Here is a 23,254-nt window from a genome sequence, read left to right as displayed (position 1 = left end):
GGGTGGCCGCATTTGCGCCACAATTCGTAGGGGCAACTGACAAGGCGGCGTATTGTTCCCGTGGGGAACGATTTTTTTCCTGCCTGTCGGGTGCTGCCCGAAATAAAAAAAAGGCGGGCCATTGCTGGCCCGCCTGCATGCGAGATCAGTTGGTCTAGCTCAGATGAGCTTGGCCAGTGCCACTGCCGTATCCGACATGCGGTTGGAGAAGCCCCACTCGTTGTCGTACCAGGTCAGGATGCGCACGAAGTTGCCTTCGAGAACCTTGGTCTGGTCGAGCGCGAAGATCGACGAGTGGCTGTCGTGGTTGAAGTCGCGCGAAACCAGCGGCTCGTCGGTGTAACCGAGGATGCCCTTCAGCGCGCCGTCGGAGGCGGCGATGATGGCGTCGTTGATTTCCTGAGCCGTGGTGTTCCGCTTGGCGACGAACTTGAAGTCGACAACCGAGACGTTCGGGGTCGGCACTCGGATCGAGGTGCCATCGAGACGGCCCTTGAGGTGCGGCAGGACCAGGCCAACGGCCTTGGCTGCACCGGTCGAGGTCGGGATCATGGAGAGCGCTGCCGCGCGAGCGCGGTAGAGATCCTTGTGCATGGTGTCGAGCGTCGGCTGGTCACCGGTGTAGGAGTGGATCGTGGTCATGAAGCCGTGATCGATGCCGACGGCGTCATCCACCGTCTTGACGACGGGAACCAGGCAGTTCGTCGTGCAGGAGGCGTTGGAGATGACCAGGTGGTCCTTGGTCAGCTGGTCGTGGTTGACGCCGAAGACGACGGTGAGGTCAGCGCCATCGGCCGGAGCCGAGACGATGACGCGCTTGGCGCCAGCCTGGAGGTGCAGGGCAGCCTTGTCACGCGAGGTGAAGATGCCCGTGCATTCCATGGCGATGTCGACGCCGAGTTCCTTGTGCGGAAGCGTGGCCGGGTCCTTGATCGCGGTGACTTTGATCGGCTTGCCGCCGTCGATGATGATCGTATCGCCTTCGACCTTTACCGTGGCCGGGAACTTGCCGTGGATCGAGTCGTAACGCAGCAGATGCGCGTTCGTCTCGACCGGACCGAGATCGTTGATGGCGACGACTTCGATGTCGGTGCGGCCGGATTCGACGATGGCGCGGAGAACGTTACGTCCGATACGGCCGAAGCCGTTGATGGCAACTTTCACAGTCATTGGTGCACTCCCGATTGAATATTGAGCTCTTGGGCAATGTCAGGGCGCCGCGTGTGCGCCCTGGCGGGATGGTGTCAGGCAAGCTTGGCTTCGGCGGCAGCGACCACGGCGTCAGCCGTGATGCCGAAGTGCTTGTAGAGTTCCTTGGCCGGGCCGGAGGCGCCGAAGGACTTCATGCCGATGAAGGTGCCGGTGGAACCGATGATGGCGTCCCAGCCCTGGCGGATGCCGGCTTCGACGGCGATGTTGACCGGCGCATGGCCGATGATCGCTTCCTGGTAGTCGGCGTCCTGCTCGAAGAAGAGTTCGAAGCAGGGAACGGAGACGACGCGGGCCGGAATGCCCTTGGCTTCCAGCTGCTGCTGGGCCTGCATTGCAATCTCGACTTCCGAACCGGAGGCGAAGATCGAGACCTTGGCGTCGCTGGCGGAGATCAGCTCGTAAGCACCCTGAGCACAAAGATTGCGCTCCTCATACTCGGTGCGGGCCGGGATCAGGTTCTGACGCGTGAGCGCGATGCCCGACGGGCGATCCTTGGTTTCGAGCGCCACCTGCCAGCATTCCACCGTTTCCGTGGCGTCGGCCGGGCGGAACATCATCAGGTTCGGAATGGCGCGGAGCGCTGCCATATGCTCGACCGGCTGGTGGGTCGGGCCGTCTTCGCCCAGACCGATGGAATCATGGGTCAGGACGTGGATGACGCGGATGCCCATGAGGGCAGCCAGACGAATCGACGGGCGGCAATAGTCCGAGAAGATCAGGAAGCCGCCGGAATAGGGGATCAGACCGCCATGCAGCGCAATCCCGTTCATCGCGGCTGCCATGCCGTGTTCGCGGATGCCGTAGTGGATGTAGCGGCCGGAGAAGTCGGTCGGGGTGATCGACTTGGTCTGGCTCGTCTTGGTGTTGTTCGAGCCGGTCAGGTCGGCGGAGCCGCCGAGCGTTTCGGTGACGACACCGTTTATGACTTCGAGCGCATCTTCCGAGGCCTTGCGGGTTGCAACCGTCGGCTTGGTTTCAGCGAGCTTCTTCTTGTAGGCGTCGATCGCGCCAGCCAGCGTGCCAGGCAGTTCGCCTGCAAAGCGGCGGCTGAACTCGGCGCGCTTTTCAGCCTCGGCGGCAGCCAGGCGTGCTTCCCAGTCCTTACGGGTCTTGGTCGAGCGCAGGCCAGCCAGACGCCAGGCGTCGAGCACGTCGGCGGGGATCGAAAAGGCTTCGTCTTCCCAGCCGAGCGCCTTGCGGGTCGCGGCGATCTCATCGGCGCCGAGCGGCGAGCCGTGGACCTTGTGCGTGCCGGCCTTGTTCGGAGCGCCGAAGCCGATGACGGTCTTGGCGGCGATCATGGTCGGCTTGTCGGATGCCTTGGCGGTTTCGATGGCAGCGGCGATCGCTTCCGGATCATGGCCGTCGATCGCGATGGTGTTCCAGCCGGCCGAGCGGAAGCGGGCATGCTGGTCGGTCGAGTCGGCGAGTGAGATCGCGCCGTCGATCGAGATGCCGTTGTCGTCCCAGAAGACGATCAGCTTGTTGAGCTTCAGGTGGCCTGCGAGCGTGATCGCTTCCTGGCTGATGCCTTCCATCAGGCAACCGTCGCCAGCGAGCACGTAAGTGTAATGATCCTGCAGCTCCGAGCCGAACTCGTCTGCGAGCTTCTTTTCGGCGAGTGCCATGCCAACGGCCGTGGCGATGCCCTGACCGAGCGGACCGGTGGTCGTTTCGATGCCCGAGGCGTGGCCATATTCCGGATGGCCGGCTGTCTTTGCGCCAAGCTGGCGGAAGGACTTGATGTCCTCGATCGTCATGTCCTCATAGCCGGTCAAATAGAGGAGCGAGTAGATCAGCATCGAGCCATGGCCGGCCGACAAGACAAAGCGGTCGCGGTCGGGCCACAGCGGGTTCTTGGGGTCGAAGCTCAGGTAGCGGGTAAAGAGAACGGTTGCGACATCGGCGCAGCCCATGGGCATGCCGGGGTGGCCGGAATTGGCCTTTTCCACTGCATCCATGGCGAGGAAACGGATCGCATTCGCCATCCGCTGATGTTTTTCGGGAGAAATCATGGCTTTTCCGCTTGTTCCGGGGCTTCGAGACACGGCTCGCCGAGACGGGCCGTCTGAACGGGGGTGATCCTTAGCAGGTGCATCGCGCAAGTCAACAAATGGGCCGGGTTGCGGCGTTTCCTGGATCAAGAAAACATCTCTTTGCCTCTTTCCTGTGCGACTGCGCCGGATGACTTACGGAGTGGCAAGAACGGGACGGTCTTCCACAGAATTGGCTTCTTCCGGAGGTGTGCGCTTTATTGACGCGTGCCAAGGGCGAGGCTTACTGTCCCGGCTCACAGGATCGGGGCGGCCACGACGATTCGTGTAGCGAACAGACTTCACTGAGGCAGGGGCAAGAGAATGCCGGCGGAAAATTCGGTGGATGCCGCGCTCGCGGCGCTACGACAGGCTGTCGCCGGGCTCGAAAACGCCGTCGACATGCGCTTCGAAGCGGAGCGCGAGAGTATGGAGATCGATGGAGAGGTGCGGCGCGTTCATGCGGATCGCGCCCGGCTTGCTCAGGAACTGGACCAGTCGGAGTTTCGGGCCAACCGGCTCGAGGAGGTCAACCGCGAGGTTTCGCGTCGACTGGTGACGGCGATGGAAACGATCCGTGCGGTGCTCGATCGCTGAAGTATCGTGCCGCTGGGCGCTTTTTGCTTACGGTGCGAGTGCACCACGCGTAGAAGAGAGTTGGAACGCCGATGGCGCAGGTGACAGTCACGATCGACGGGAAAGCCTATCGCATGGCGTGCGAGGAGGGGCAGGAAGCCCATCTGACGGAGCTGGCGAGCGAGTTCGATCGTTATGTCGGCCATCTCAAGGGGCAATTCGGTGAGATCGGCGATCTCCGGATCACTGTCATGGCCGGGATCATGGTGATGGACGAGATGGCCGAGATCAATCGTCGGCTTGCTGCGGCCGAGGCTGAGCTGGCCGGTTTCCGCGAGGGCCGCGATACGGTCCTGTCAGGCGTGCATAACCGCGAGGAAGCCGTGGCGCATGCAATAGCCGACCTTGCAGATCGCCTGAACGGCATCACGCGTAAACTCACCCAGCGGCCCGCTCCCCAGCCTCAGGCTTGAGGACTATTTTTCCAGCCCACTGGCGCGGTGCCCGCGAAGCGCCTATATCTGAAATGCGATCTGCGCCTCACGACAGGAACCACAATCCCTGGGGCCATACTCGATCCAAAGGGAGCTGTCCCTGACCAGGCCCGTGGGCTTGGACATATGGCGCCCACCTACGTTTGTAGGCACCCAGGATCGTAAATCTCCATCGGTTGCCGTGGATCGCACCTTTCTCTTTTCATCAGATATGATGCAAAAAAAGCCGCCGCGATCGCTCGCGACGGCTTTTCTCTTTGATCTGATCCTGGGATCAGAATTCTTCCCAGTTGTCCTGCGAGGCGGCTGCTGCCGTGCTGCCGCCACCGAAGGCCTTGGCAAGGTTGCCGACCATGCGCCGCGCCGGTGAGGCCACGGGGCGCGTCTCGGCTTGAGCGGCTGCTGGGCGTGCTGCCGGACGGGCCGTAGGCGCCGGTGCGGCGTGGCTCGGGGTCGGAGCGCGGTTCGAGGAGACTGCGCCGCCGGCAACGCGGAACTGTGCGACAAGGCCACCCAGATTGCGGGCGCTGTCGGCCAGACGGTGGGTCACGGCGGTCGCTTCTTCGACCATCGCGGCGTTCTTCTGGGTGAACTGGTCCATGTGGTTGACCGAGCCATTGATCTCGTTCAGCGCGGTGGACTGCTCGCGGGCAGCCGAGGCGATCGATGAGATGTGGTCGTTGATGACGGCCACCTGACTGGAGATCTCGGTGAGTGCGCTGCCGGTCTGCTGAACCAGCGAAACACCGCCGGCGACGGCTTCACCCGACTTGTTGATCAGCGCCTTGATGTCCTTGGCGGCATTCGCGGAACGCTGAGCCAGTTCACGGACTTCCTGGGCGACGACGGCAAAGCCCTTGCCGGCTTCACCGGCGCGCGCTGCCTCGACGCCTGCGTTCAAGGCGAGTAGGTTGGTCTGGAAGGCTATTTCATCGATGACGTTGATGATCTTCGAGATCTCGCTCGACGCCTGCTCGATGCGGCTCATGGCCTCGATGGCGTCGGACACCACCTTGCTCGAGGTCTCCGTGCTCTGGCGAGCCTTGGTCGCCATGGTCGCGGCTTCGTCCGCCTTGGCCGACGAGCCACGGACGGTCGAGGTGATCTCTTCCAGGGCGGCGGACGTTTCTTCCAGAGAGGCGGCCTGCTGTTCGGTGCGCTTCGACAGGTCGTCGGTGGCGGAGCGCATCTCGGCCGAGCTTGCCTCGATGCCCGAGGTTTCGGTGCGGATTTCGGCGAGTGTGCTGCTGAGCTTCTCGACGGAGGCGTTGAAGTCGACACGCAGACGGTCGAGGTTGCCGATGAAGGCACGATCGATGCGGACCGTCAGGTCGCCGTCGCTCAAACAGGTCAGACCGTCGGCGAGAGCGTCGACCGCTTCCTGGACGAGACGCGAATCTTCGGCCTTGGCCACCTCGCGCTCTGCACGTTCCTGTTCGCCCTGGGCTGCGGCATCGGCGGCACGGCGTTCGATCTCGATCTTCTGGATCGCGCTTTCGCGGAAGACGTTGATCGCACGGGCGAGTGCACCGATTTCGTTGCGCAGATGCTGATCCGGCACCTCGGTTTCGAGCTGGCCGGAAGCAAGGCGGTCCGCGACGGCCGTCAGGCGCGGCAAGGAGCCGACGATGCGACGGACGAGAAGGGCGATCAGCGTGGCTGCGATCAGAAGCACGATCAGCGCCGTGGTGCCGATCGCATAGGTCATCTCGGTTGCGATGCTGTTGATGTCGGCCTTGCGCACGCCGGCATAGAGAATGCCAAGCACGTCACCGGCGGGCGAGAAGATCGGCTGGTAGATCGTGTAGTAAGGCGTTTCAAGGATGACGGCTTCACCGCGATAGACCTCGCCCTTGACGGCATAGGGGTAGACGGCGCCGGTCTGGCCGAGGGCTGTGCCGACGGCGCGGTTGCCATCCGGCTTGATGATGTTCGTGGTACGGCGCCAGAAGTCCTTGCGTTCGGCATCCCAGGCAAAGATCGTTGCCGTCTGGCCGGTCATGCGGCCGATGACGTCGATCATACCGTGCTCGGTGAACTCAGCCGGAATGGATTCCATGACGATGCGGCTGACGTTGCCGTCCTGAGCCCAAGTGATCTGGGTGCCGGGCAGATCCCGTTCGATGATCGTGGCCGCCGTGCGAAGGCTTGCATCCTGGCCGGCGATCGCCTGCTGCTGGATGCGAGTTTCGATGCTGCCGGAGATGACCCATGCGACGGCTCCGAGCGCCGCGATCAGGATCAGGACCGTCGTGGCGGTGATTGTCTTCGTGATGCCGAAGCGCGAAAAGAACTGCATTATAAAATGCCCTTTGGACGTTGACTTGTACCTTAGTCTAAGCGCTTTGAGTTAATCTCTGGTTTTACAGGGGTTTTCAAAATCGAGTTGACGAAGGGCAAAAACACGATTTTTCGTTGATTGGCCTCCCCAAATATGGCGTGGCTGGACGGAGAGAGCCTTGTGATGGTGGAAAAACGAGAATTGAAGGCCGAGATCCGCAAGGCGCGGCTGGCGGCCCGGGATGCGATCCCGGCGGAGACGAGACTGGAGCACAGTCTTGCCATGGCCGAGCTTGCGGGAGATGTTCTGTCGCTGGAGCCCGGGCTTGTCGCCTCCGGCTTCTTCCCGATCCGCTCCGAGGCGGATGTTCGTCCCCTCATGGCGCGGCTCAAGGCCCGTGGCGCGCGCCTCTGTCTGCCTGTCGTCCTCGACAAGGAGACGATCGTCTTTCGCGAACTCGTGGCCGGCGCAGAGCTCATCGATACCGGCTTCGGTACCCGTGGACCGGGGCCCGAAGCTGCGGTTCTCGATCCCGACCTGCTGCTGGTGCCGCTCTCGGCTTTCGATGCCGCCGGCAACCGGATCGGCTACGGTGCGGGACATTACGACCGAGCGATTGCCCGTCTCAGGGAAAAAGGCCGGCATCCGCGGCTGATCGGCATTGCATTCGACTGTCAGGAGGTGGCAGAAGTGCCCTACGAGGCCCATGACGTCCGGTTGGAAGCCGTGCTGACAGAGAGTGGCCTCAGAAGATTCATGGAGTGATTGGACGAAAATGCGACTTCTGTTCCTCGGAGACATGGTGGGCAAGACCGGACGGACGGCTGTATGGGAGCGGTTGCCGGGCCTGATCTCCGACCTGAAGCTCGATTTCGTCATCGTCAACGGCGAGAACGCCGCCGGCGGCTTCGGCATCACCGAGGATATCTATCTCGAGACGATCAATGCCGGCGCCGATGTGGTGACGACCGGCAACCATGTCTGGGATCAGAAGGAGGCCGTGTCGTTCTGCACCCGGCACGACCAGTTCCTGCGGCCGGCCAATTATCCTTCAGGCACGCCTGGCAAGGGCTCCGGACTGTTTTATGCCCGCAACGGGGCGCGCGTGCTCGTGGCCAATATCATGGGCCGCGTCTTCATGCATCCTGAGTTGGACGACCCCTTCAAGTCGGCCGAAACAATTCTTGCGGCCGCCCCGCTGAAGGAGCAGGCGGACGTTATCGTCTTCGATTTCCATGCGGAGGCGACCAGCGAGAAGCAGTGCTTCGGGCACTTCGTCGATGGCCGTGCAAGCTTCGTTGTCGGCACGCACACCCATGTGCCGACCGCCGACCACCAGATCCTGAACGGCGGCACGGCCTATATGTCGGATGCCGGCATGTGCGGCGACTACGATTCCTCGCTCGGCATGGAGAAGGAAGAGCCGCTCAACCGCTTCATCTCGAAGATGCCCAAGGGCCGCTTCGAGGCGGCGAGCGGTCCTGCGACGATCTGTGGCGTTGGCGTCGAGATTTCCGACAGCACGGGGCTTGCTGAAAAGATCGCACCGCTGCGGCTCGGGCCGCGGCTCGCCGAGACGATCCCGCCCTTCTGGGCCTGACGGCGGGATCGAGTGTCAGGACGCCGATGGCGCCCTTACGTGCGCGAGGTCTTGCGCTCCAGTCGTCCCAGCTTCTGCAACACTTCGCTGGACGCGATCTCGACGCATTGCAACTGCTTCAGAGCCGAACCGATATCGCCGGCGTTGTAGCAGCGGACGGCTTCCAGCCCGTGCTCATGCACCCGGCAATGCGGCTCGTCCAGCGACAGGAAGTCGCTGTCCTGGCCAAGTGGCGTCGTACGTGCGCCCAGATACCATTTGCCAAGGCGGCAGTTCTTGTGGTCGGCTAGTTCCCGAGGATCGAGCTTGTCGCGCCCCACCATCATGTTGGCGAGACGCCGTTTCCAGATCACGTGATCGGATTGCGCAAGCAGAACCACCTTGCCGGGGATGTCCTCCTCGGCCAGAGCCTTCAGCCGCCTGTCGAGGCCGGCTTGTGCGCTTGCGACCGCGTCCATGACCCGGCCGAGCTGGCGGGTCGCATCGCCGGCGCTCGTGGCGATGTGGGTAATCCCGTTGGCAACGCTCGAAGAGGCAGCTTTCTGTTCGACGAGACCGCTTGCGATCTGGGCCGCGCTGTCTGCGCTCTCATTGACCTGGCGTAGGGCTTCGGCCAGCCGGGTCGAAAGCTTGTCGAGGGCCGTCGTTCCGGCACTTGCGGAGCTTCGGCTAACGGACATCGCCTCATTCATCGAAGTCAGTCCCTGCTCGAGGTCCATGACGATCTTGGAAATTTCCGTCGTCGCATTGGCCGTGCGGTCGGAAAGCGCTTTCACTTCCGAAGCGACGACGGCAAAACCGCGCCCGGCCTCGCCGGCGCGTGCCGCTTCGACGGCCGCGTTGATCGCCAGCATGTTGGTCTGGGACGCGATCTTCTTTATGTTGGAGGCGATCTCCGAGATGCGCGATCCAAGGGTATGGATCGATGCAATCCGGTCGGAGGCATCGCCGAGCGCACGGTTGATGCCTTCCATGGTCGTGCGTGTTTCCATGGCCGATTGCCGAGCTTCATCGCAGGCGGCGCCCGCGCGTCGCGTTCCGCCGGAAATCTCTTCGCCGTGACGGGCGATCTCGTCCACCGTCGCCGCCATTTCTTCGGCGGCTGCCGCAATGTCATGCGTCCGATGGTCGACCTGTTTGAGATCGTAAAGCAGATTGGCCGACATCGTGGCCGTCTCGTTGACGTTGACCGAGATTTCAACGACGTCCTTCAACTGTGCGCCCGACCGCTCCTGGCAACGCGCAATCAGGCGCGCGACGGCGCGATCCAGCGGGTCGGAGCCGGACGGCAGTTTGCTGAAGTCTTCGTTTAGGGCTGCTTCGATACAATCCAGTAGGGCATGGCCGGTGGTCTGGGTGTCGTGGTCGAATAGGGCTTGCGCCGCCGGCATGGGATGGTCCTCTCCAGATATGTGTCGCGGGATGCAGTCCCCGCCTGAGTGCGAAGATTGACCAGCAGCGCTTAAGGATCGATTAAGCCTATGTGCCCGGGACAGGGTATTTTCCGCGCCCCGCGATAACGGCAAATTGACAAGGGCTGCCCGGTCTCATGGCTTTACCCCAGGGGTAAGCTGCCTCATGCTCTCACTCCTGATCTGGATGGGATGCAGGGAGCGGCATGATGCTGAGACTGGTGTTGTCCACGATGGTGCTCTCGGTTCTGACCGGTGGTGCCTTGGCGCAAGAGGCACAGCGACCGCAGGTCAGCCAGTGCCAGCTGATTGCCGAGAAAATTCCCAATGTTCAATATGCCAACTTCACACCCTCTGCCTCCGGTGCTCCGGCGCTGACCCTGGCGCAGGTGCAGGAAGACGTGGTCATCACTTTCGTCGGTCATTCGACCTTCCAGATCGACACGCCGGCCGGGATCTCGATTGCTACCGATTTCAACGGCTGGCTTCGTACGTCGCGCACGCCCGATGTGGTGACGATGAACAAGGCGCATTCGAGTCACTACACGCTCAACCCGGATCCGGCGATCGGTGCAGTCCTGCACGGCTGGAACGAAGCCCAGCCCGGCGAACCGATCGAGCATCGGCTGGTCGTTGGCGACGCCTATGTTCGAAACGTGCCCACGGATATCAGGAGTTGGGGCGGGGCCATGGAGCCGAATGGCAACTCGATCTTCATCATCGAGGTCGCGGGCCTGTGCATCGGCCATCTCGGGCACCTGCATCACGAACTGACTGACACGCATTACGGCGAGATCGGCCGACTGGATATCCTCATGGTGCCGGTGGATGGGGGGCTGACGCTCGGGGCCGACAGCATGAGCCGGATCGTGAAGCGTCTGCGCTCCGCATTGATCCTGCCCATGCATCGCCGTGGTCCGCCGATCGAGACCTTCCTGTCGATGTTCGACGACAGTTTCGATACGCAGATCTCGGACAATCGCGGCTTCACGGTGTCCATGCGAACATTGCCGAAAAAGCCGCTGATTCTCGTCTTGCAGGGGGTTTAATACCCCCTATGCGGCTCAGGCGAAGCGGACCTCGCGGTGTACGCCGACGTCAGGCATCTTCTCGTCGCTCATGTTCGCCTTGGCGATTTCCCAGCCGAACTTGAGCGAGCTGTTGGTGGAGGCCCAGATCTCGCCATCGTCCAGCTTGAGTTCCAGAAGCGTCAGCTTCGGATCGGACTTTCCGCCTTCGTACCAGGCTGCGACGACCGAATTCCAGTATTCGTCGATCTTGGCCGGATCCTTGTTCTCCACCAGCGTGCCTGCGAGGCAGGCATGATAGTCGTGATCCTTGCCAACGACGCAGAAGTGAGCGCGGCTGCCGGGACGCAGGGCCTGCACAAGATGGCTGTCGGTCTTGGAGAAGAACCAGATGCTATTGCGCTTGCGATCCGCATTCGGGGCCATCGGCTGCATATGCATGTTGCCGCCCATGAGACCGAGCATGCCGGCATGGATGCTGTCGATTTCATCCCAAAGCTGCTCGACGGGATTTTCGCGGGCTTCGCTGAAACTTGCCATGTTCTATCTCCTTGTCGTGTGTGCTCACAGCAACGAGTTCGGCAGGCACTTGTTCCGGCTTTTTGAAGCGCTGTCGCGGCCTTGAAACAGCTGGCTTTCGCCCTTATAAGGCGGCCATTCCCACAAACAGACCTGATCAGGGGTGCCATGGCTGGCCATTCACAGTTCAAAAACATCATGCACCGCAAGGGCAAGCAGGACGGTATCCGTTCGAAGATGTTCTCCAAGCTCGCGCGCGAAATCACCGTTGCCGCAAAGACCGGTCTGCCCGACCCTGCGATGAATGCCGCACTTCGCCTCGCCGTGCAGAACGCCAAGGCGCAGTCGATGCCGAAGGACAACATCGAGCGCGCGATCAAGAAGGCGTCCGGCGCCGATGCCGAGACCTATGACGCGATCCGCTACGAAGGCTACGGTCCGGGCGGCGTTGCCGTTATCGTCGAGACGCTGACCGACAACCGCAACCGCACCGCCTCAGTCGTTCGCTCGACATTCTCCAAGGCCGGCGGGGCGCTCGGCGAAACAGGATCGGTGTCCTTCTCCTTCGACCATGTCGGCGAGATCACCTACAAGGCCTCCGTCGGCGATGCCGACAAGGTGATGGAAGCGGCGATCGAAGCCGGTGCCGAAGACGTCGTTTCGGATGAAGACGGGCATACGATCTACTGCGCCTTCGAAGACATCAACGAAGTGTCCAAGGCTCTGGAAGCCGTCCTCGGTGGTGCCGAGTCGGTCAAGGCAATCTGGAAGCCGCAGAACACGATCGAAGTCGATGAAGAAAAGGCGACCTCGCTGATGAAGCTCATCGACACACTCGAAGACGACGACGACGTGCAGAACGTCTATTCGAACTTCGAAATCTCCGACGAAGTCATGGCGAAGCTGTCCGCCTGATCGTCGGACCGATCGAGACTTACAAAAGCCCGGCTGCATCGCAGCCGGGCTTTTGTTATTCAGCGATTTTTCGGCAACTCAGGCAGCGGCGCTGCGTACACTGCCGATGACGTCGACGAGTTCGTTGACGATGCGCTCGACTTGCTCGCGGTCGTCTCCTTCGGCCATGACGCGGATCAGCGGCTCGGTGCCCGAGGGGCGGATGACCAGACGGCCGGACTTGGCGAGCTCGGCCTCAGCGTCAGCGATGGCCTGCTTGACGACGGCGTCTTCCAAAGGCTTGCCGCCGGAGAAGCGGACATTGCGCAGGAGCTGCGGCACGGGCTCGAAGCGATGGCAGAGTTCGCTGACCGTCTTGCCGGTCCGCTTGACGGCGGCGAGGATCTGCAGGGCGGCGACGAGGCCGTCACCGGTCGTGCCGTGATCGGCGAGAACGATATGGCCGGACTGTTCGCCGCCGACGTTGAAGTCATGACTGCGCATGTGCTCGACGACATAGCGGTCGCCGACCTTGGTGCGGGCAAGCGTCAGGCCCTTGTCGCCGAGGAAGCGTTCCAGGCCGAGGTTCGACATGACGGTCGCGACGATGCCGCCGCCACGCAGCAGCCCGTCCTGCGCCCAGGTTTCGGCAACGACCGCCATCAGCTGATCGCCGTCGATGACGGTGCCATTTTCGTCGACGATGATGACGCGGTCGGCGTCGCCGTCGAGTGCGATGCCGATGTCGGCGCGGGTCTCGTGGACCTTCTTCTGCAGGGCGTCCGGATGGGTCGAACCGCATTCCAGATTGATATTGGTGCCGTTCGGCTCGTCGCCGATGGTGACCACGTCGGCACCAAGTTCCCAAAGGGCAGCGGGCGCCACCTTGTAGGCCGCGCCGTTGGCACAGTCGATGGCGACACGCAGACCGTGAAGGGTCACGTCGCGGGGCAGGGTGCGCTTGGCGAATTCGACATAGCGGTCATGCACGCCGTCGATGCGCTTGGCACGGCCGATGTCGTTGGGGGCTGCGAGCTGGCCGTAGAGATCCTTCTCGAGCAGTTCCTCGATCTGCTGCTCCAGCTCGTCCGACAGCTTGTAGCCATCGGGGCCAAAGAGCTTGATGCCGTTGTCGGCAAAGGGATTGTGCGAGGCGGAGATCATTACGCCGAGATCGCAGCGGAGCGAGCGCGTCAGCATGGCGACAGCGGGCGTCGGGATCGGGCCGAGAACGAAGGCATCGAGGCCAGCGGCCGTGAAGCCGGCGACCATGGCGTTTTCCAGCATGTAGCCGGAGAGGCGCGTGTCCTTGCCGATCACCACCCTGTGGCGGTGCCCGCCGCGGCGGAAGATCGTGCCGGCGGCAATGCCGACACGCATGGCGAGATCGGGTGTCATGGGGAAGCGGTTGGAGAGGCCGCGAATACCGTCCGTGCCGAAGTAACGACGTGTCATCAAGTGTTCCTTCAAGTCCATTTCGCTGGCGGTCGCCGCACGTGATCAGCCAGAAGCGATCGTGCAGGGGCCCGCGGTTGGCTGCTCATGCCATAGAACGCGACGAAGAACACGTAAAATAGCGCTAAAACTCATTACATGGCGTTACCGCAGGCCCTGTCGTCCACCGGATTTTGCGGCTGGTCCCGTTCAATACAAAAAAGGCCACCCCGTGAAGAGTGGCCTTTCGCTTGATCTCTGTCGCGTGCGATCAGTGCGGCTGGGGTTCCAGCCCGCCTTCCGGTTCGCCGCCCTTGGGCGCATCCTTGCGACCGGTCGAGGGTACGGCGGAGCCTCGGCTCGGCGTGCTGTCGTCGCCACTGTCGCGGGACGGCTTCTCACCGCGGATCAGCGCCTTGATCTCTTCGCCCGAAAGCGTCTCGTATTCGAGCAGGCCTTCAGCGATCGCCACAAATTCATCGTGGTGGTCGGTCAGGATGCGACGGGCCTCGGTATAGGCTTCGTCGATCAGGCGGCGCACTTCCATGTCGATCTTCTGGGCGGTCGATTCCGAGACGTTCTTCGACTGCGAAACCGAATGACCGAGGAAGACTTCCTGCTGGTTCTCACCATAGGCGACCTGGCCGAGGACATCCGAGAAGCCCCACTGGGTAACCATGGCGCGGGCAAGCTTCGTCGCCTGCTCGATGTCGGAAGACGCGCCGGAGGTGATGTTTTCCTTGCCGAAGGTCAGTTCTTCAGCCACGCGGCCACCCATCATGATGACGAGGCGCGAGACCATCCACTTGTAGCTCATCGAGTAGCGGTCGCCCTCGGGGAGCTGCATGACCATGCCGAGCGCACGGCCGCGCGGGATGATGGTTGCCTTGTGCAGCGGATCGGCGACCGGCACCTGCAATGCGGTGATCGCATGTCCGGCTTCGTGGTAGGCGGTCAGCTTCTTTTCGGCCTCGGTCATGGCGGAGGACCGGCGTTCCGCGCCCATCATGATCTTGTCCTTGGCGTCTTCGAACTCCGACATGGTGACGACGCGCTTGTTGCGGCGGGCGGCCATCAGGGCAGCTTCGTTGACGAGGTTCATCAGGTCGGCACCGGAGAAGCCGGGCGTACCACGCGCGAGAACCTTGAGGTCGACATTCGGGGCCAAAGGCACGTTGCGGGCATGAACCTTCAGAATGCGCTCACGACCGACGATGTCGGGGTTCGGCACGACAACCTGACGGTCGAAGCGGCCCGGACGCAGAAGGGCGGGGTCGAGAACGTCGGGACGGTTGGTCGCCGCGATCAAGATGATGCCTTCATTGGCTTCGAAGCCGTCCATCTCGACGAGCAGCTGGTTCAGCGTCTGCTCGCGTTCGTCGTTGCCGCCGCCGAGACCGGCGCCACGATGGCGACCGACGGCGTCGATTTCATCGATGAAGATGATGCAAGGCGCATTCTTCTTGGCCTGTTCGAACATGTCGCGAACGCGGCTTGCACCGACGCCGACAAACATTTCGACGAAGTCCGAGCCGGAAATGGTGAAGAAGGGCACATTGGCTTCGCCGGCAACGGAGCGGGCGAGAAGCGTCTTACCCGTGCCCGGAGGGCCGACGAGCAGCACGCCGCGCGGGATCTTGCCACCGAGGCGCTGGAACTTCTGCGGATCGCGCAGGAATTCGACGATTTCTTCCAGATCCTGCTTGGCTTCGTCAACGCCTGCAACGTCATCGAAAGTTACGCGGCCGTGCGCTTCCGTCAGAAGCTTGGCCTTGGACTTGCCAAAGCCCATGGCACCACGCGAGCCACCCTGCATCTGGCGCATGAAGAAGAGCCAGACGCCGAGAATCAGCAGCATGGGGAGAAGCGTGCCGATATAGCTCAGGAAGCCGGAGGATCCGTCCGTCTCAGGACGGGCCACGATCATCACGTTCTTGGCTTCCAGCTTGGTCAGCAGGTTGTCGTCGACCACGGGGGCGTAGGTCTGGAAGGCTGTTCCAGACTCGACATACTTGCCGAGAACGCGATTGCCAGTGACCGTCACTTCCCGCACGCGCCCTGCATCCACCTCTCGGAGGAACTGCGAATAAGGCACCTCGCTCGAGGCCGTCTGCGACGGCGAGGTCTGGAACATGCTGAAGAGCGCGATCAGCAACAGTGCGATAATCGCCCAGAGCGCGAAATTGCGAAAATTTGGGTTCATTGAACTCCCCGAACCTGTGGTGCGGGACGAAGCCCCGCAGAATTACTCTCTAACATAGGATCGCGCCGCATCCTTGCCAAGGCAAACGGGCCTTCACAGATCGTTTTCCGTCAATAAGTCTTAAATGGGACAGCGGGGGCTCGGTTCCGCGCCAATCAGTTTGGCCATCGCATCGGCCAATAGCTGGTCGAAACAGGGCATGAAATCCGCGTAGAGCGAGAGCCGTGGTACGACCGTCACGAGTGCGCCCTGCTGGTAGGAAATGCCATCGATATCAATGATTTGTGGCGCGTTTCCCTGCAATGCAGAACGGATCGAGCCGGGCAGGGCAGGGTCGATTGTGGGTGCAGGGCCGCCCGTGACCGTGATCTCCGCGTCGCTTAAATTCAGGATTGTATAGCGGCCGTCCCAGACACCGATTGCCCCTGGTAAATAAGACAGCGGCAAAAGACCGCGCCTTTCACGCACCAGATAGAGCCGATCACGCCGTCGAAGGATGAGCGCACCTGACAGGGTCAGGCGAAAATCGGTACCTTCGTCCAGGTTGCGGCTCAGCCTCGCAAGACTGTCTGCACCCGGACGATGCGGCTTGCCGCCGAGCACGGCGACCAGCGCACCGAGAGCATGATCGCGAACTTCCTTCTCCGAATCTCCGGAGGCATCCAGCGAAACGCGCACCAGCATTCCGGGGCCGGCAATCGCGTGGCGTCTCAGCCAGACTGCCGCTTGTCCCGAAAGGGATATTCTCTGTCGGGCGGCAGCGTCGATCGTGGCGGCATCGACTCTCGGAGCAGTGCGCCGTGTCCGGACGCGCTCGTAGTGGGGATCGTCATTGCTCGGGTCGTCGATCCATGCCCGGCCTGAGGCCTCGAGGCTGCTGCGGATCGCGGCACGGCGCGTGTGAAGAAATGGGCGGAGGATCCAGAGGCGGCCGGCATACAGGGTGGCAGGCGCCATGCCGGAAAGACCGAGGACAGCGTCGGCGGAGCGACCGGCGCGCATGGCCACAGTCTCGATCTGATCGTCTAGGGTATGGCCGGTGACGATTGCGTCGGCGTCGTAGGTGTCTGCTGCATGGGCGAGCAACCGATAACGCGCCTCGCGAGCGGCAGCGGAGAGGCCGGTCGTGGGCTTCTCGCCGGTCCAGCGTTCGATCCGGTGCGGGACGCCGAGCTCTCTGCATAGTATCGCGACCTGCTCAGCCTCGTCGGCGGCTTCTGGCCTCAGGCCGTGGTCGATGGTTGCGGCGGAAAGAGAGTGGCGGTGAGCATATGTCTGTCCGTCGATCGCGCGCTTCAGCGACAAAAGCAGGCCGAGCGAATCGCTGCCACCGGATACGGCAACGAGCAGGCGCATGGGACGGTTGAGGGAGAGGAGAAAGTCTTGGATCGCGGCTTCGGGCGAGCGTTCGGGCAGTGAAGACCCTGCCGCGAGGACGGCGCTCATCAGCAGCTGAGGCGCTTCTGCTCGCTCGCGACCTTCGATACGACGGCGCGGGAAGCCTTAGGGTAGCGCTTCGAGACTTCGCGCAGCGTGGCGCAGGCGGTCTCGGTATTGTCGAGGGCGGCGAGCGACATGCCGAGCTTCAGCAGCATCTCAGGCGCCTTCGGCGAGGTGTTGTAGGTCTGATGGGCGTTGAGGAAGGTCTTGGCCGCCTCGTTGAAATTGCCCTGGGAGTAAAGCGCTTCTCCGAGCCAGAAATGCGCATCGGCGATCTTGGCGCTGCTCGGATAGGCCGCGATGAAGTCGCGGAACTCGCTCTCGGCCAGCGAATAGTCGCCGGAGAGCACATGGGCATAGGCAATCTGATAGACGTCGCCCTCGGAATTGAGCGAGGCGGTCTGCTGCGGCGCAGACGGAGGCGTCGTCGAGGGGGCGGTCACGCCGGTATCGACGCCGGGCAGGGCGGTCGAGCTGTTGTTCAGCGCATCCTGGTTGAGCGTGGCCGTGACGGGCATGCCGCTTTCGTCGAGCGCGATGGAGCCGAGCGTCTGTTCGCCGGGTGCCGTCCCGGATCCGAGACCGGAAGCGTCGGCGGTTACGCCGACGTCCGGGGTTTCGGTGATGATCTCTGCGACCGAATCCTGCTGGTCGCCGGCTGTGGCAGGACGCGTCAGCGAGCCGCTCTTCTTCTCGAGATCCTGGAAGCGGAACTCATTGTCTTCCTGCTGCTTTCGGATGGCTTCCTGCATCTGCAGGAGCTGGAAGCTCATTTCCTCGATCCGGCCATTCAGGGCGCGGATTTCTTCCTCAAGCTGCTGGACACGCAAGGTCGGATCCGTCGCTTGAGCGAACTGGACGTCTGCCTTCGGCGTTTGTCCGGTTGCCTTCTGGCCGAGCTGGACATTCGGAAACAGCTGAAATGCGTTAGCAGCGCTGCTCAGTCCGGTAAGCGAGGCCGTCGCAAACAGAGCGGCCATCACAAGTTTGTTCATGTTCCTTTTCCTGTTTTCGCGATGATTTTGCGCCGAACCAGCGCCGACAGGAGTTTTCCCAATTGCCTGCAAAAAGCAACCAAGTTCGGCCAAAGTAAGGAGAAAAGTAAAAGGCGGCCCATGGGCCGCCTTCAAGCTCTGGTGATGACCGGGTGAGCCGGATCACATGCCGGCGCCACCGAGAACAGTGACGGCGCGGCGGTTCTGCGACCAGCAGGAGATGTCGTCGCAAACGGCGACCGGACGTTCCTTGCCGTAGGAAATGGTCTTCAGGCGCTGAGCCGGAACGCCACGCTGTGCGAGGTAGTCGCGGGTCGCAGCTGCACGGCGGGCACCCAGTGCCAGGTTGTACTCGCGGGTGCCGCGTTCGTCGGCATGGCCTTCGATCGTGATCGCGTAGTTCGGGTAACGCTGCAGCCACTGCGCCTGACGATCAAGCGTCTGGGCGGCATCGGCGCGGATGGCGGTGGAGTCGGTGTCGAAGAAGATGCGGTCGCCGACGTTGACGGTGAAGTCCTGGGCCGAGCCGGGGGTGGCGGCGCCAGCGCCACCGGCGCCGAGGCCGAGTTCGCCGGCGCTGTTCGGCAGGTTCTTCTTGTTGGCGCAGCCGGCAAGGGCGAGGGCCACGGCAAATGCGACCATGGCCGGATTGGTTGCCATCTTCTGCAGGCGGCTCGTGGCCGGGGAATGAATGCGGCTCATCGCCGGTCTCCTTGAATTCTCTGTTAGGGTTGCCGGAGCATAACCAATCGCGGTTAACCGGCTTCCAACAATTATGGTTAACGAAGCGTCAATTCTCGTCAGAAACAGCGCAATTGCCGGCCCTTTGAGGCAAGAAAGAGGCGCAATTGCGCCTCTTTCCAGTCACTATTCCATCAGCGGCGACCAGGCCGGGTCGGAGGCGAAGGATGGCGTCTTCACCAGTTGCTCGTTGTAGCCCGACAAGTCGATCGAGTAGAGCTGCGGGCCACCGGCGCCAGCGTTCTGGCGGAAGAACATCAGCACGCGTCCGTTCGGTGCCCAGGTCGGGCCTTCGTTGTGGAAGCCTGTGGTCAGGATGCGTTCGCCGGAGCCGTCAGTCTTCATGACGCCGATGGAGAACCGGCCGCCGGACTGCTTGGTGAAGGCGATCAGATCGCCGCGGGGCGACCAGACCGGGGTCGAGTAGGAACCGTCACCGAATGAAATGCGGCGCTGGCCGGAGCCGTCGGCACCCATGACATAGAGCTGCTGGCGGCCGCCACGGTCACTTTCGAAGACGATCTGGCTGCCATCGGGCGAATAGGACGGCGAGGTGTCGATCGCGGCCGTGTTCGTCAGACGTGTCGTGGTGCGCGACCGCAGATCCATCGTGTAGATATTGGCGTTTCCGTCCTGCTGCAGGCTCATGATGACCCGCTGGCCGTCGGGCGAGAAGCGCGGCGCAAAGGTCATGCCGGGGAAGTTGCCGACCACTTCGCGGGCGCCGGTTTCCAGCTGCAGGAGGTAGACGCGCGGCTGCTGGCCCTCGAACGACATGTAGGTGATTTCCTGGCGGCTCGGCGAGAAGCGCGGCGTCAGGACGATGTCGTTGCTGTTGGTCAGCATGCGGATGTTTTCGCCGTCCTGGTCCATGATGGCCAGCTGGCGCTTGCGGTCGGTCTTCGGGCCGCTCTCCGAGACGAAGACGACACGGGTGTCGAAATAGCCCTTTTCGCCGGTGATGCGCTCATAGATCGCGTCGGCGATCATATGGGCGACGCGGCGCCAGTTCTTCGGATCGGTGAAGAACTGCTGGCCGGTCATCTGCTGGCCACCGAAGGTGTCCCAGAGGCGGAATTCGGCGCGCAGGCGGCCATCGGGTTCGCGCACGATGCGGCCGACGACCAGGGCCTCGGCCTTCAGGGCTGTCCAGTCGGGAAAGCGCGGTGCCTGATCGGGGTTCTGAATCTTCTCGATGAAGGCCGCACGGTTGACCGGGGCAAAGAGGCCCGAGCGCTTCAGGTCGGCTTCCACGACCGCAGAGATCTGCGCGCCGATGCCATCGGCCGAGATGAAGTCGGTGATGGCGATCGGCAGCGGTTGGACGTTGCCGCGGTTGATGTTGATTTCAACGGCTGCGTTTGCAGGCGCCACAAAGGCAGCTGCCATGCCGGCACAGACCAGCAGAAGTCGGAGGAGGAGAGTTTTCATGCTTACCAAGCCTTTCAGCTCTTACATCAGTTCGCTGGGGTCGAAATTGACGACAACTTCAGACCAAGCGTCGTATTTGTCCGGGGGCAGATTGGTGAAGGGGGCGGACTTGCGCACGGCGCGAACGGCGCCGCTCATGAGGACCTGTTGGGCCGAGGGCGAGCCGCCGGTGGCCGTCGCTTCGGGTTCGCCGATCAGCGCGCCGTTCTGGTCGAGGCGGAAGGTGACGCGGATGCGAACGTCGGCGGCATCCGCCATGCCCGGCGTGATCAGCCAGTTGTCCTGGATGACGCCACGCAGTGCATCGAGTTCGCTCTGGCTGAGCTTCGAGCCGCCGGTGTCGGTGCGGCCGCCCAGGGCTTCCTGATCGGTGGAACGCTTCGCGCCACCGCCGGCGGCATCCGTCTTGTTGAGAAGGGCTGCCACTTCGTCGGCGTTGAAGTCGCTTTCCATCTGCGGCTTGGATTTCGCCGTTTCCTGCGCCTTGGTGTCTTTCTTGGCGTCAGGCTTGGGCGCCGGCTTCTTCTCCGCCGGCTTGGCGATCTCGGGCTTCGGGCGGGCAGCCGGGATCGGCGCCTGCTCGGGCAGGGGGATTTCTTCGGCTACCGCCTGTTCGACCGGCTGAGGCTCCGTGGGCTGGGGTTCCGGCTCCGGTGGGGGAGCCGTGTCTTCCTTGACCACTTCCTTCACCTCGTTAACCTTCGGATCAGGCGTCGGCGCCGGCGTCTCGACCTTCTTCGGTGCGGCCGCGACTTCCTGTTCGACCGGCCGCTTGGAGGGGGTCGGTGGGGCTTTAAGATCGACCTCGTTGTCGCCGATATTCTCGGCGGGCTCCGCAATCGGTGGCTTCTTGGTCGGCACGGGCGCGGATTTCTCCGCCATCGGCGCGTCCGTCGAGCCCTTCTGGATCTGGGTGAACTCCTCGATCGGAACGATGTCGACCGGGAGCGATTCCATCGGAGCGAATTCGAGTTTTTCAGGCGAGCCGAGGCTCACCAGCGCCGCCGAGAGCGCCAGAGTGTGCAGAAGCGAGGATGTGAAGAGGCTGCCCTTCATGTCCGTCCGATCAGTTCTGCTGTTCCTGCAGGGTCACAAGACCAATATTGGTAAAGCCTGCGGCCGAAATCCGCGCCATGACCTGCATGACGATGCCGTAGGTGGCGGCGGTGTCGGCGCGCACGAAGATGCGTTCACTGTAGCCGGTGGTGGCGATCGCCTGCAGCTTCGGCACGACTTCCTCGATCGGGATCGCCGTTTCCTGCAGATAGATCTCGCCTTCCGGATTGACCGAGACGGTGATCGGCTGATTTTCGCTGCTCATCGCCTGGGCCTGGGTTTGCGGCAGGTCGATCGGCACGCCAACAGTCATCATCGGGGCTGCGACCATGAAGATGATCAGCAGCACCAGAACGACGTCGACGAAGGGTGTGACGTTGATGTCGCTGACGAGGGCCTTCTTGCCACCGCGACGACCGCGGCGTCCGCCGCCCTTGCTACCCGATCCAACCGACATACCCATGATGCGTCTCCTGCTCCCCGAGCTTTACTGGGCGGCCTGACGAGGCTGCAGCTTCTCGTCGATCTGGCGCGACAGGATGGCCGAGAATTCGTCTGCAAAGCCTTCCATGCGTGCGCCGAGCTTGCCGGCCTCGCCTGAAAACTTGTTGTAGGCGATGACGGCGGGAATAGCGGCAATCAGACCCATGGCGGTCGCGAGCAGTGCTTCCGCGATACCGGGGGCGACGACCGCGAGGCTTGCATTGTTGGAGCCGGCGATGGCCTGGAAGGAGGTCATGATGCCTACGACGGTACCGAAGAGACCGATGAAGGGACCGGCGGAGCCGATGGTGGCGAGCGACGACAGGCGCGATTCAAGCGTCTCGGTTTCGCGTGCCATGGTAACGTCCATGGCGCGGTCGATACGCATCTGAAGGCCGATCGGCGAGCGGGCACCGCGCTCGAAGCTCTTCTTCCACTCGCGCATGGCGGCGACGAAGATGGCGGCAAGGCCGGTATTGCTACGCTCGGCGAGCGTGCGGTAGAGCTCTTCCAGCGACTGGCCGGACCAGAAGACCTGTTCGAACTGATCGAACTGGCGCCGCGCGCGAGCATAGCTCACATACTTGTCGATGACGATGGCCCAGGTCCAGACGGAGGCGCCCACCAAGCCGATCATGACCAGCTTGACGATCAGGCCCGCCTGCATGAAGAGGCCCCAAAGGCTCACGTCATGGGTCGCCGCAGCCATTCCAACTTGTTCCATCGCCTTTAATTCCCCGAAATCCAAACGCCCGGTGGGTCGGACCGGGCGGTGACATGAGCTCTACTGTGGAAAATGTGCGGTCGCTGCCGCCGAAACCCTTTTCCCGCCTTAGCTCCCAGAGTGCTTCTGGTATGAAAATTTGGTCAAAGGAAGGCGTGCGCTGCACAATCTTCCAGCCTCCGAGTAAGACCCGATTAAGGTTAAAAAGGGGTTACCACAGAGCTCGATCAGGGCTTTGTGAAGTCAGGTGAGGAACTGCCTGGCGAGATCGTCCGGCAGGCGCCTCGGCCGGCCATTGCGATTGACGACCGCGATCACGACCTTCGCTGCGATCAGCAGCTGATCTGCGCGGCGGATCTCCTGTTGCAGGATCATCTTGGCGCCACCGGCCTTTTCCGTCCGCGTGACGACGCTGACAACGTCATCCATGCGGGCAGGGGCCTTGAAGTCGATTTCCATCCGATGAACCATGAAGGCGAGGCCTTCGTCGGATGTCTCGAAGAGGGTCGATTGCGCAACGCCCAGGCAGCGAAGGTAGTCGGTCCGGGCGCGTTCCATGAAATGCAGGTAGCGGGCGTGGTAGACGGCGCCGGAGAAATCGGTGTCCTCGTAATAGACGCGCTGCGTCAGGTGGTGCGTTCCATCGATGATCTCGCCAGCCAGGGAAACGGTAATCGGTGTCGTGGCGCTTGTCATCG

General features: G+C 62.5%; 21 protein-coding genes and 1 other RNA gene. 7 read left to right on the top strand and 15 right to left on the bottom strand.

The genetic code is table 11. From position 1 onward, the window contains the following. Positions 1 to 159: 159 nt before the first annotated feature. Both gap and tkt read right to left on the bottom strand, forming a co-directional pair. A complete protein-coding gene (gap, locus tag QWE_RS14240; RefSeq protein WP_006726846.1) occupies positions 160 to 1,170 on the bottom strand; it encodes a type I glyceraldehyde-3-phosphate dehydrogenase in 1,011 nt (336 codons plus the stop codon). 74 nt (positions 1,171 to 1,244) lie between these two features. Beyond that, positions 1,245 to 3,227, bottom strand: coding sequence for a transketolase (tkt, locus tag QWE_RS14235; protein WP_006726845.1), 1,983 nt, complete (start codon positions 3,225 to 3,227; stop codon positions 1,245 to 1,247). 342 nt (positions 3,228 to 3,569) lie between these two features. On the opposite strand from tkt, the gene QWE_RS14230 reads away from it, so the two are divergent. The 3 genes from QWE_RS14230 to ssrS all read left to right on the top strand — a co-directional run bounded on the left by QWE_RS14230 (position 3,570) and on the right by ssrS (position 4,507). Further along, entirely contained in the window at positions 3,570 to 3,842 is a 273-nt protein-coding gene (locus tag QWE_RS14230) for a DUF4164 domain-containing protein (RefSeq protein WP_006726844.1), read from the top strand. A gap of 71 nt (positions 3,843 to 3,913) precedes the next feature. Next, on the top strand, positions 3,914 to 4,294 hold the full coding sequence (locus QWE_RS14225) for a cell division protein ZapA (RefSeq protein WP_006726843.1): 381 nt from the start codon (positions 3,914 to 3,916) through the stop codon (positions 4,292 to 4,294). A gap of 54 nt (positions 4,295 to 4,348) precedes the next feature. Further along, positions 4,349 to 4,507, top strand: a non-coding RNA gene (gene ssrS, locus QWE_RS24750) — 6S RNA. 82 nt (positions 4,508 to 4,589) lie between these two features. Here the strand turns inward: ssrS and QWE_RS14220 are convergent. Further along, the gene (locus tag QWE_RS14220) at positions 4,590 to 6,614 is read right to left on the bottom strand and encodes a methyl-accepting chemotaxis protein (protein ID WP_006726842.1); all 2,025 of its coding nucleotides are present in this window, start codon (positions 6,612 to 6,614) and stop codon (positions 4,590 to 4,592) included. A 168-nt stretch (positions 6,615 to 6,782) separates the two neighbouring features. Between QWE_RS14220 and QWE_RS14215 the strand changes: the two genes are divergently transcribed. Further along, positions 6,783 to 7,361: a 5-formyltetrahydrofolate cyclo-ligase gene (locus tag QWE_RS14215; protein ID WP_100220921.1), complete on the top strand. Its 579-nt coding sequence runs from the start codon at positions 6,783 to 6,785 to the stop codon at positions 7,359 to 7,361. A 10-nt stretch (positions 7,362 to 7,371) separates the two neighbouring features. Further along, positions 7,372 to 8,196 carry a TIGR00282 family metallophosphoesterase gene (locus QWE_RS14210; RefSeq protein ID WP_006726840.1) on the top strand — a complete coding sequence of 275 codons (825 nt, stop codon included), beginning with the start codon at positions 7,372 to 7,374 and terminating at the stop codon, positions 8,194 to 8,196. A gap of 35 nt (positions 8,197 to 8,231) precedes the next feature. On the opposite strand, the gene QWE_RS14205 is transcribed toward QWE_RS14210, so the two are convergent. Next, entirely contained in the window at positions 8,232 to 9,587 is a 1,356-nt protein-coding gene (locus tag QWE_RS14205; protein WP_006726839.1) for a methyl-accepting chemotaxis protein, read from the bottom strand. Positions 9,588 to 9,814: 227 nt separating this feature from the next. On the opposite strand from QWE_RS14205, the gene QWE_RS14200 reads away from it, so the two are divergent. Continuing rightward, positions 9,815 to 10,657: an MBL fold metallo-hydrolase gene (locus QWE_RS14200; protein WP_006726838.1), complete on the top strand. Its 843-nt coding sequence runs from the start codon at positions 9,815 to 9,817 to the stop codon at positions 10,655 to 10,657. A gap of 15 nt (positions 10,658 to 10,672) precedes the next feature. Here the strand turns inward: QWE_RS14200 and QWE_RS14195 are convergent, their stop codons facing one another. Then, positions 10,673 to 11,176 (bottom strand): pyridoxamine 5'-phosphate oxidase family protein, encoded by a 504-nt coding sequence (locus tag QWE_RS14195; protein ID WP_006726837.1) that lies wholly within the window; start codon positions 11,174 to 11,176, stop codon positions 10,673 to 10,675. Between the two features lie 147 nt (positions 11,177 to 11,323). On the opposite strand from QWE_RS14195, the gene QWE_RS14190 reads away from it, so the two are divergent. Beyond that, positions 11,324 to 12,070, top strand: coding sequence for a YebC/PmpR family DNA-binding transcriptional regulator (locus QWE_RS14190; protein WP_006726836.1), 747 nt, complete (start codon positions 11,324 to 11,326; stop codon positions 12,068 to 12,070). A gap of 78 nt (positions 12,071 to 12,148) precedes the next feature. Here QWE_RS14190 and glmM read toward each other — a convergent pair whose 3' ends face one another. From glmM to ybgC, 10 genes are all read right to left on the bottom strand, one after another. Next, on the bottom strand, positions 12,149 to 13,504 hold the full coding sequence (glmM, locus tag QWE_RS14185; protein ID WP_006726835.1) for a phosphoglucosamine mutase: 1,356 nt from the start codon (positions 13,502 to 13,504) through the stop codon (positions 12,149 to 12,151). Positions 13,505 to 13,754: 250 nt separating this feature from the next. Further along, on the bottom strand, positions 13,755 to 15,686 hold the full coding sequence (gene ftsH / locus QWE_RS14180; RefSeq protein ID WP_006726834.1) for an ATP-dependent zinc metalloprotease FtsH: 1,932 nt from the start codon (positions 15,684 to 15,686) through the stop codon (positions 13,755 to 13,757). A 120-nt stretch (positions 15,687 to 15,806) separates the two neighbouring features. Beyond that, positions 15,807 to 17,132: a tRNA lysidine(34) synthetase TilS gene (gene tilS / locus QWE_RS14175; RefSeq protein ID WP_006726833.1), complete on the bottom strand. Its 1,326-nt coding sequence runs from the start codon at positions 17,130 to 17,132 to the stop codon at positions 15,807 to 15,809. Beyond that, positions 17,132 to 18,121, bottom strand: a complete 990-nt coding sequence (gene ybgF, locus QWE_RS14170; RefSeq protein WP_006726832.1) for a tol-pal system protein YbgF — start codon at positions 18,119 to 18,121, stop codon at positions 17,132 to 17,134. The genes tilS and ybgF overlap by 1 nt, the downstream gene beginning before the upstream one ends. A 162-nt stretch (positions 18,122 to 18,283) precedes the next feature. Beyond that, entirely contained in the window at positions 18,284 to 18,823 is a 540-nt protein-coding gene (pal, locus tag QWE_RS14165; protein WP_006726831.1) for a peptidoglycan-associated lipoprotein Pal, read from the bottom strand. A 165-nt stretch (positions 18,824 to 18,988) separates the two neighbouring features. Then, a complete protein-coding gene (tolB, locus tag QWE_RS14160; protein WP_006726830.1) occupies positions 18,989 to 20,293 on the bottom strand; it encodes a Tol-Pal system beta propeller repeat protein TolB in 1,305 nt (434 codons plus the stop codon). 21 nt (positions 20,294 to 20,314) lie between these two features. After that, positions 20,315 to 21,349 (bottom strand): cell envelope integrity TolA family protein, encoded by a 1,035-nt coding sequence (locus tag QWE_RS14155; protein WP_006726829.1) that lies wholly within the window; start codon positions 21,347 to 21,349, stop codon positions 20,315 to 20,317. Between the two features lie 10 nt (positions 21,350 to 21,359). Continuing rightward, positions 21,360 to 21,812, bottom strand: a complete 453-nt coding sequence (gene tolR, locus QWE_RS14150; protein ID WP_006726828.1) for a protein TolR — start codon at positions 21,810 to 21,812, stop codon at positions 21,360 to 21,362. Between the two features lie 24 nt (positions 21,813 to 21,836). Then, positions 21,837 to 22,556 (bottom strand): protein TolQ, encoded by a 720-nt coding sequence (gene tolQ / locus QWE_RS14145; protein WP_006726827.1) that lies wholly within the window; start codon positions 22,554 to 22,556, stop codon positions 21,837 to 21,839. A gap of 243 nt (positions 22,557 to 22,799) precedes the next feature. Then, entirely contained in the window at positions 22,800 to 23,252 is a 453-nt protein-coding gene (ybgC, locus tag QWE_RS14140) for a tol-pal system-associated acyl-CoA thioesterase (RefSeq protein ID WP_006726826.1), read from the bottom strand. Positions 23,253 to 23,254: the final 2 nt, after the last annotated feature.

Source organism: Agrobacterium albertimagni AOL15, assembly GCF_000300855.1.
GTDB lineage: Bacteria > Pseudomonadota > Alphaproteobacteria > Rhizobiales > Rhizobiaceae > Allorhizobium > Allorhizobium albertimagni.
This window is presented reverse-complemented; position numbering and strand designations above follow the sequence as displayed.

Coding starts and splice junctions, on each gene's coding strand:
- gap (WP_006726846.1), bottom strand. CDS start 1,170: ATGACTGTGAAAGTTGCCATCAACGGCTTCGGCCGTATCGGACGTAAC.
- tkt (WP_006726845.1), bottom strand. CDS start 3,227: ATGATTTCTCCCGAAAAACATCAGCGGATGGCGAATGCGATCCGTTTC.
- QWE_RS14230 (WP_006726844.1), top strand. CDS start 3,570: ATGCCGGCGGAAAATTCGGTGGATGCCGCGCTCGCGGCGCTACGACAG.
- QWE_RS14225 (WP_006726843.1), top strand. CDS start 3,914: ATGGCGCAGGTGACAGTCACGATCGACGGGAAAGCCTATCGCATGGCG.
- QWE_RS14220 (WP_006726842.1), bottom strand. CDS start 6,614: ATGCAGTTCTTTTCGCGCTTCGGCATCACGAAGACAATCACCGCCACG.
- QWE_RS14210 (WP_006726840.1), top strand. CDS start 7,372: ATGCGACTTCTGTTCCTCGGAGACATGGTGGGCAAGACCGGACGGACG.
- QWE_RS14205 (WP_006726839.1), bottom strand. CDS start 9,587: ATGCCGGCGGCGCAAGCCCTATTCGACCACGACACCCAGACCACCGGC.
- QWE_RS14200 (WP_006726838.1), top strand. CDS start 9,815: ATGATGCTGAGACTGGTGTTGTCCACGATGGTGCTCTCGGTTCTGACC.
- QWE_RS14195 (WP_006726837.1), bottom strand. CDS start 11,176: ATGGCAAGTTTCAGCGAAGCCCGCGAAAATCCCGTCGAGCAGCTTTGG.
- QWE_RS14190 (WP_006726836.1), top strand. CDS start 11,324: ATGGCTGGCCATTCACAGTTCAAAAACATCATGCACCGCAAGGGCAAG.
- glmM (WP_006726835.1), bottom strand. CDS start 13,504: ATGACACGTCGTTACTTCGGCACGGACGGTATTCGCGGCCTCTCCAAC.
- ftsH (WP_006726834.1), bottom strand. CDS start 15,686: ATGAACCCAAATTTTCGCAATTTCGCGCTCTGGGCGATTATCGCACTG.
- tilS (WP_006726833.1), bottom strand. CDS start 17,132: ATGAGCGCCGTCCTCGCGGCAGGGTCTTCACTGCCCGAACGCTCGCCC.
- ybgF (WP_006726832.1), bottom strand. CDS start 18,121: ATGAACAAACTTGTGATGGCCGCTCTGTTTGCGACGGCCTCGCTTACC.
- pal (WP_006726831.1), bottom strand. CDS start 18,823: ATGAGCCGCATTCATTCCCCGGCCACGAGCCGCCTGCAGAAGATGGCA.
- tolB (WP_006726830.1), bottom strand. CDS start 20,293: ATGAAAACTCTCCTCCTCCGACTTCTGCTGGTCTGTGCCGGCATGGCA.
- QWE_RS14155 (WP_006726829.1), bottom strand. CDS start 21,349: ATGAAGGGCAGCCTCTTCACATCCTCGCTTCTGCACACTCTGGCGCTC.
- tolR (WP_006726828.1), bottom strand. CDS start 21,812: ATGGGTATGTCGGTTGGATCGGGTAGCAAGGGCGGCGGACGCCGCGGT.
- tolQ (WP_006726827.1), bottom strand. CDS start 22,556: ATGGAACAAGTTGGAATGGCTGCGGCGACCCATGACGTGAGCCTTTGG.
- ybgC (WP_006726826.1), bottom strand. CDS start 23,252: ATGACAAGCGCCACGACACCGATTACCGTTTCCCTGGCTGGCGAGATC.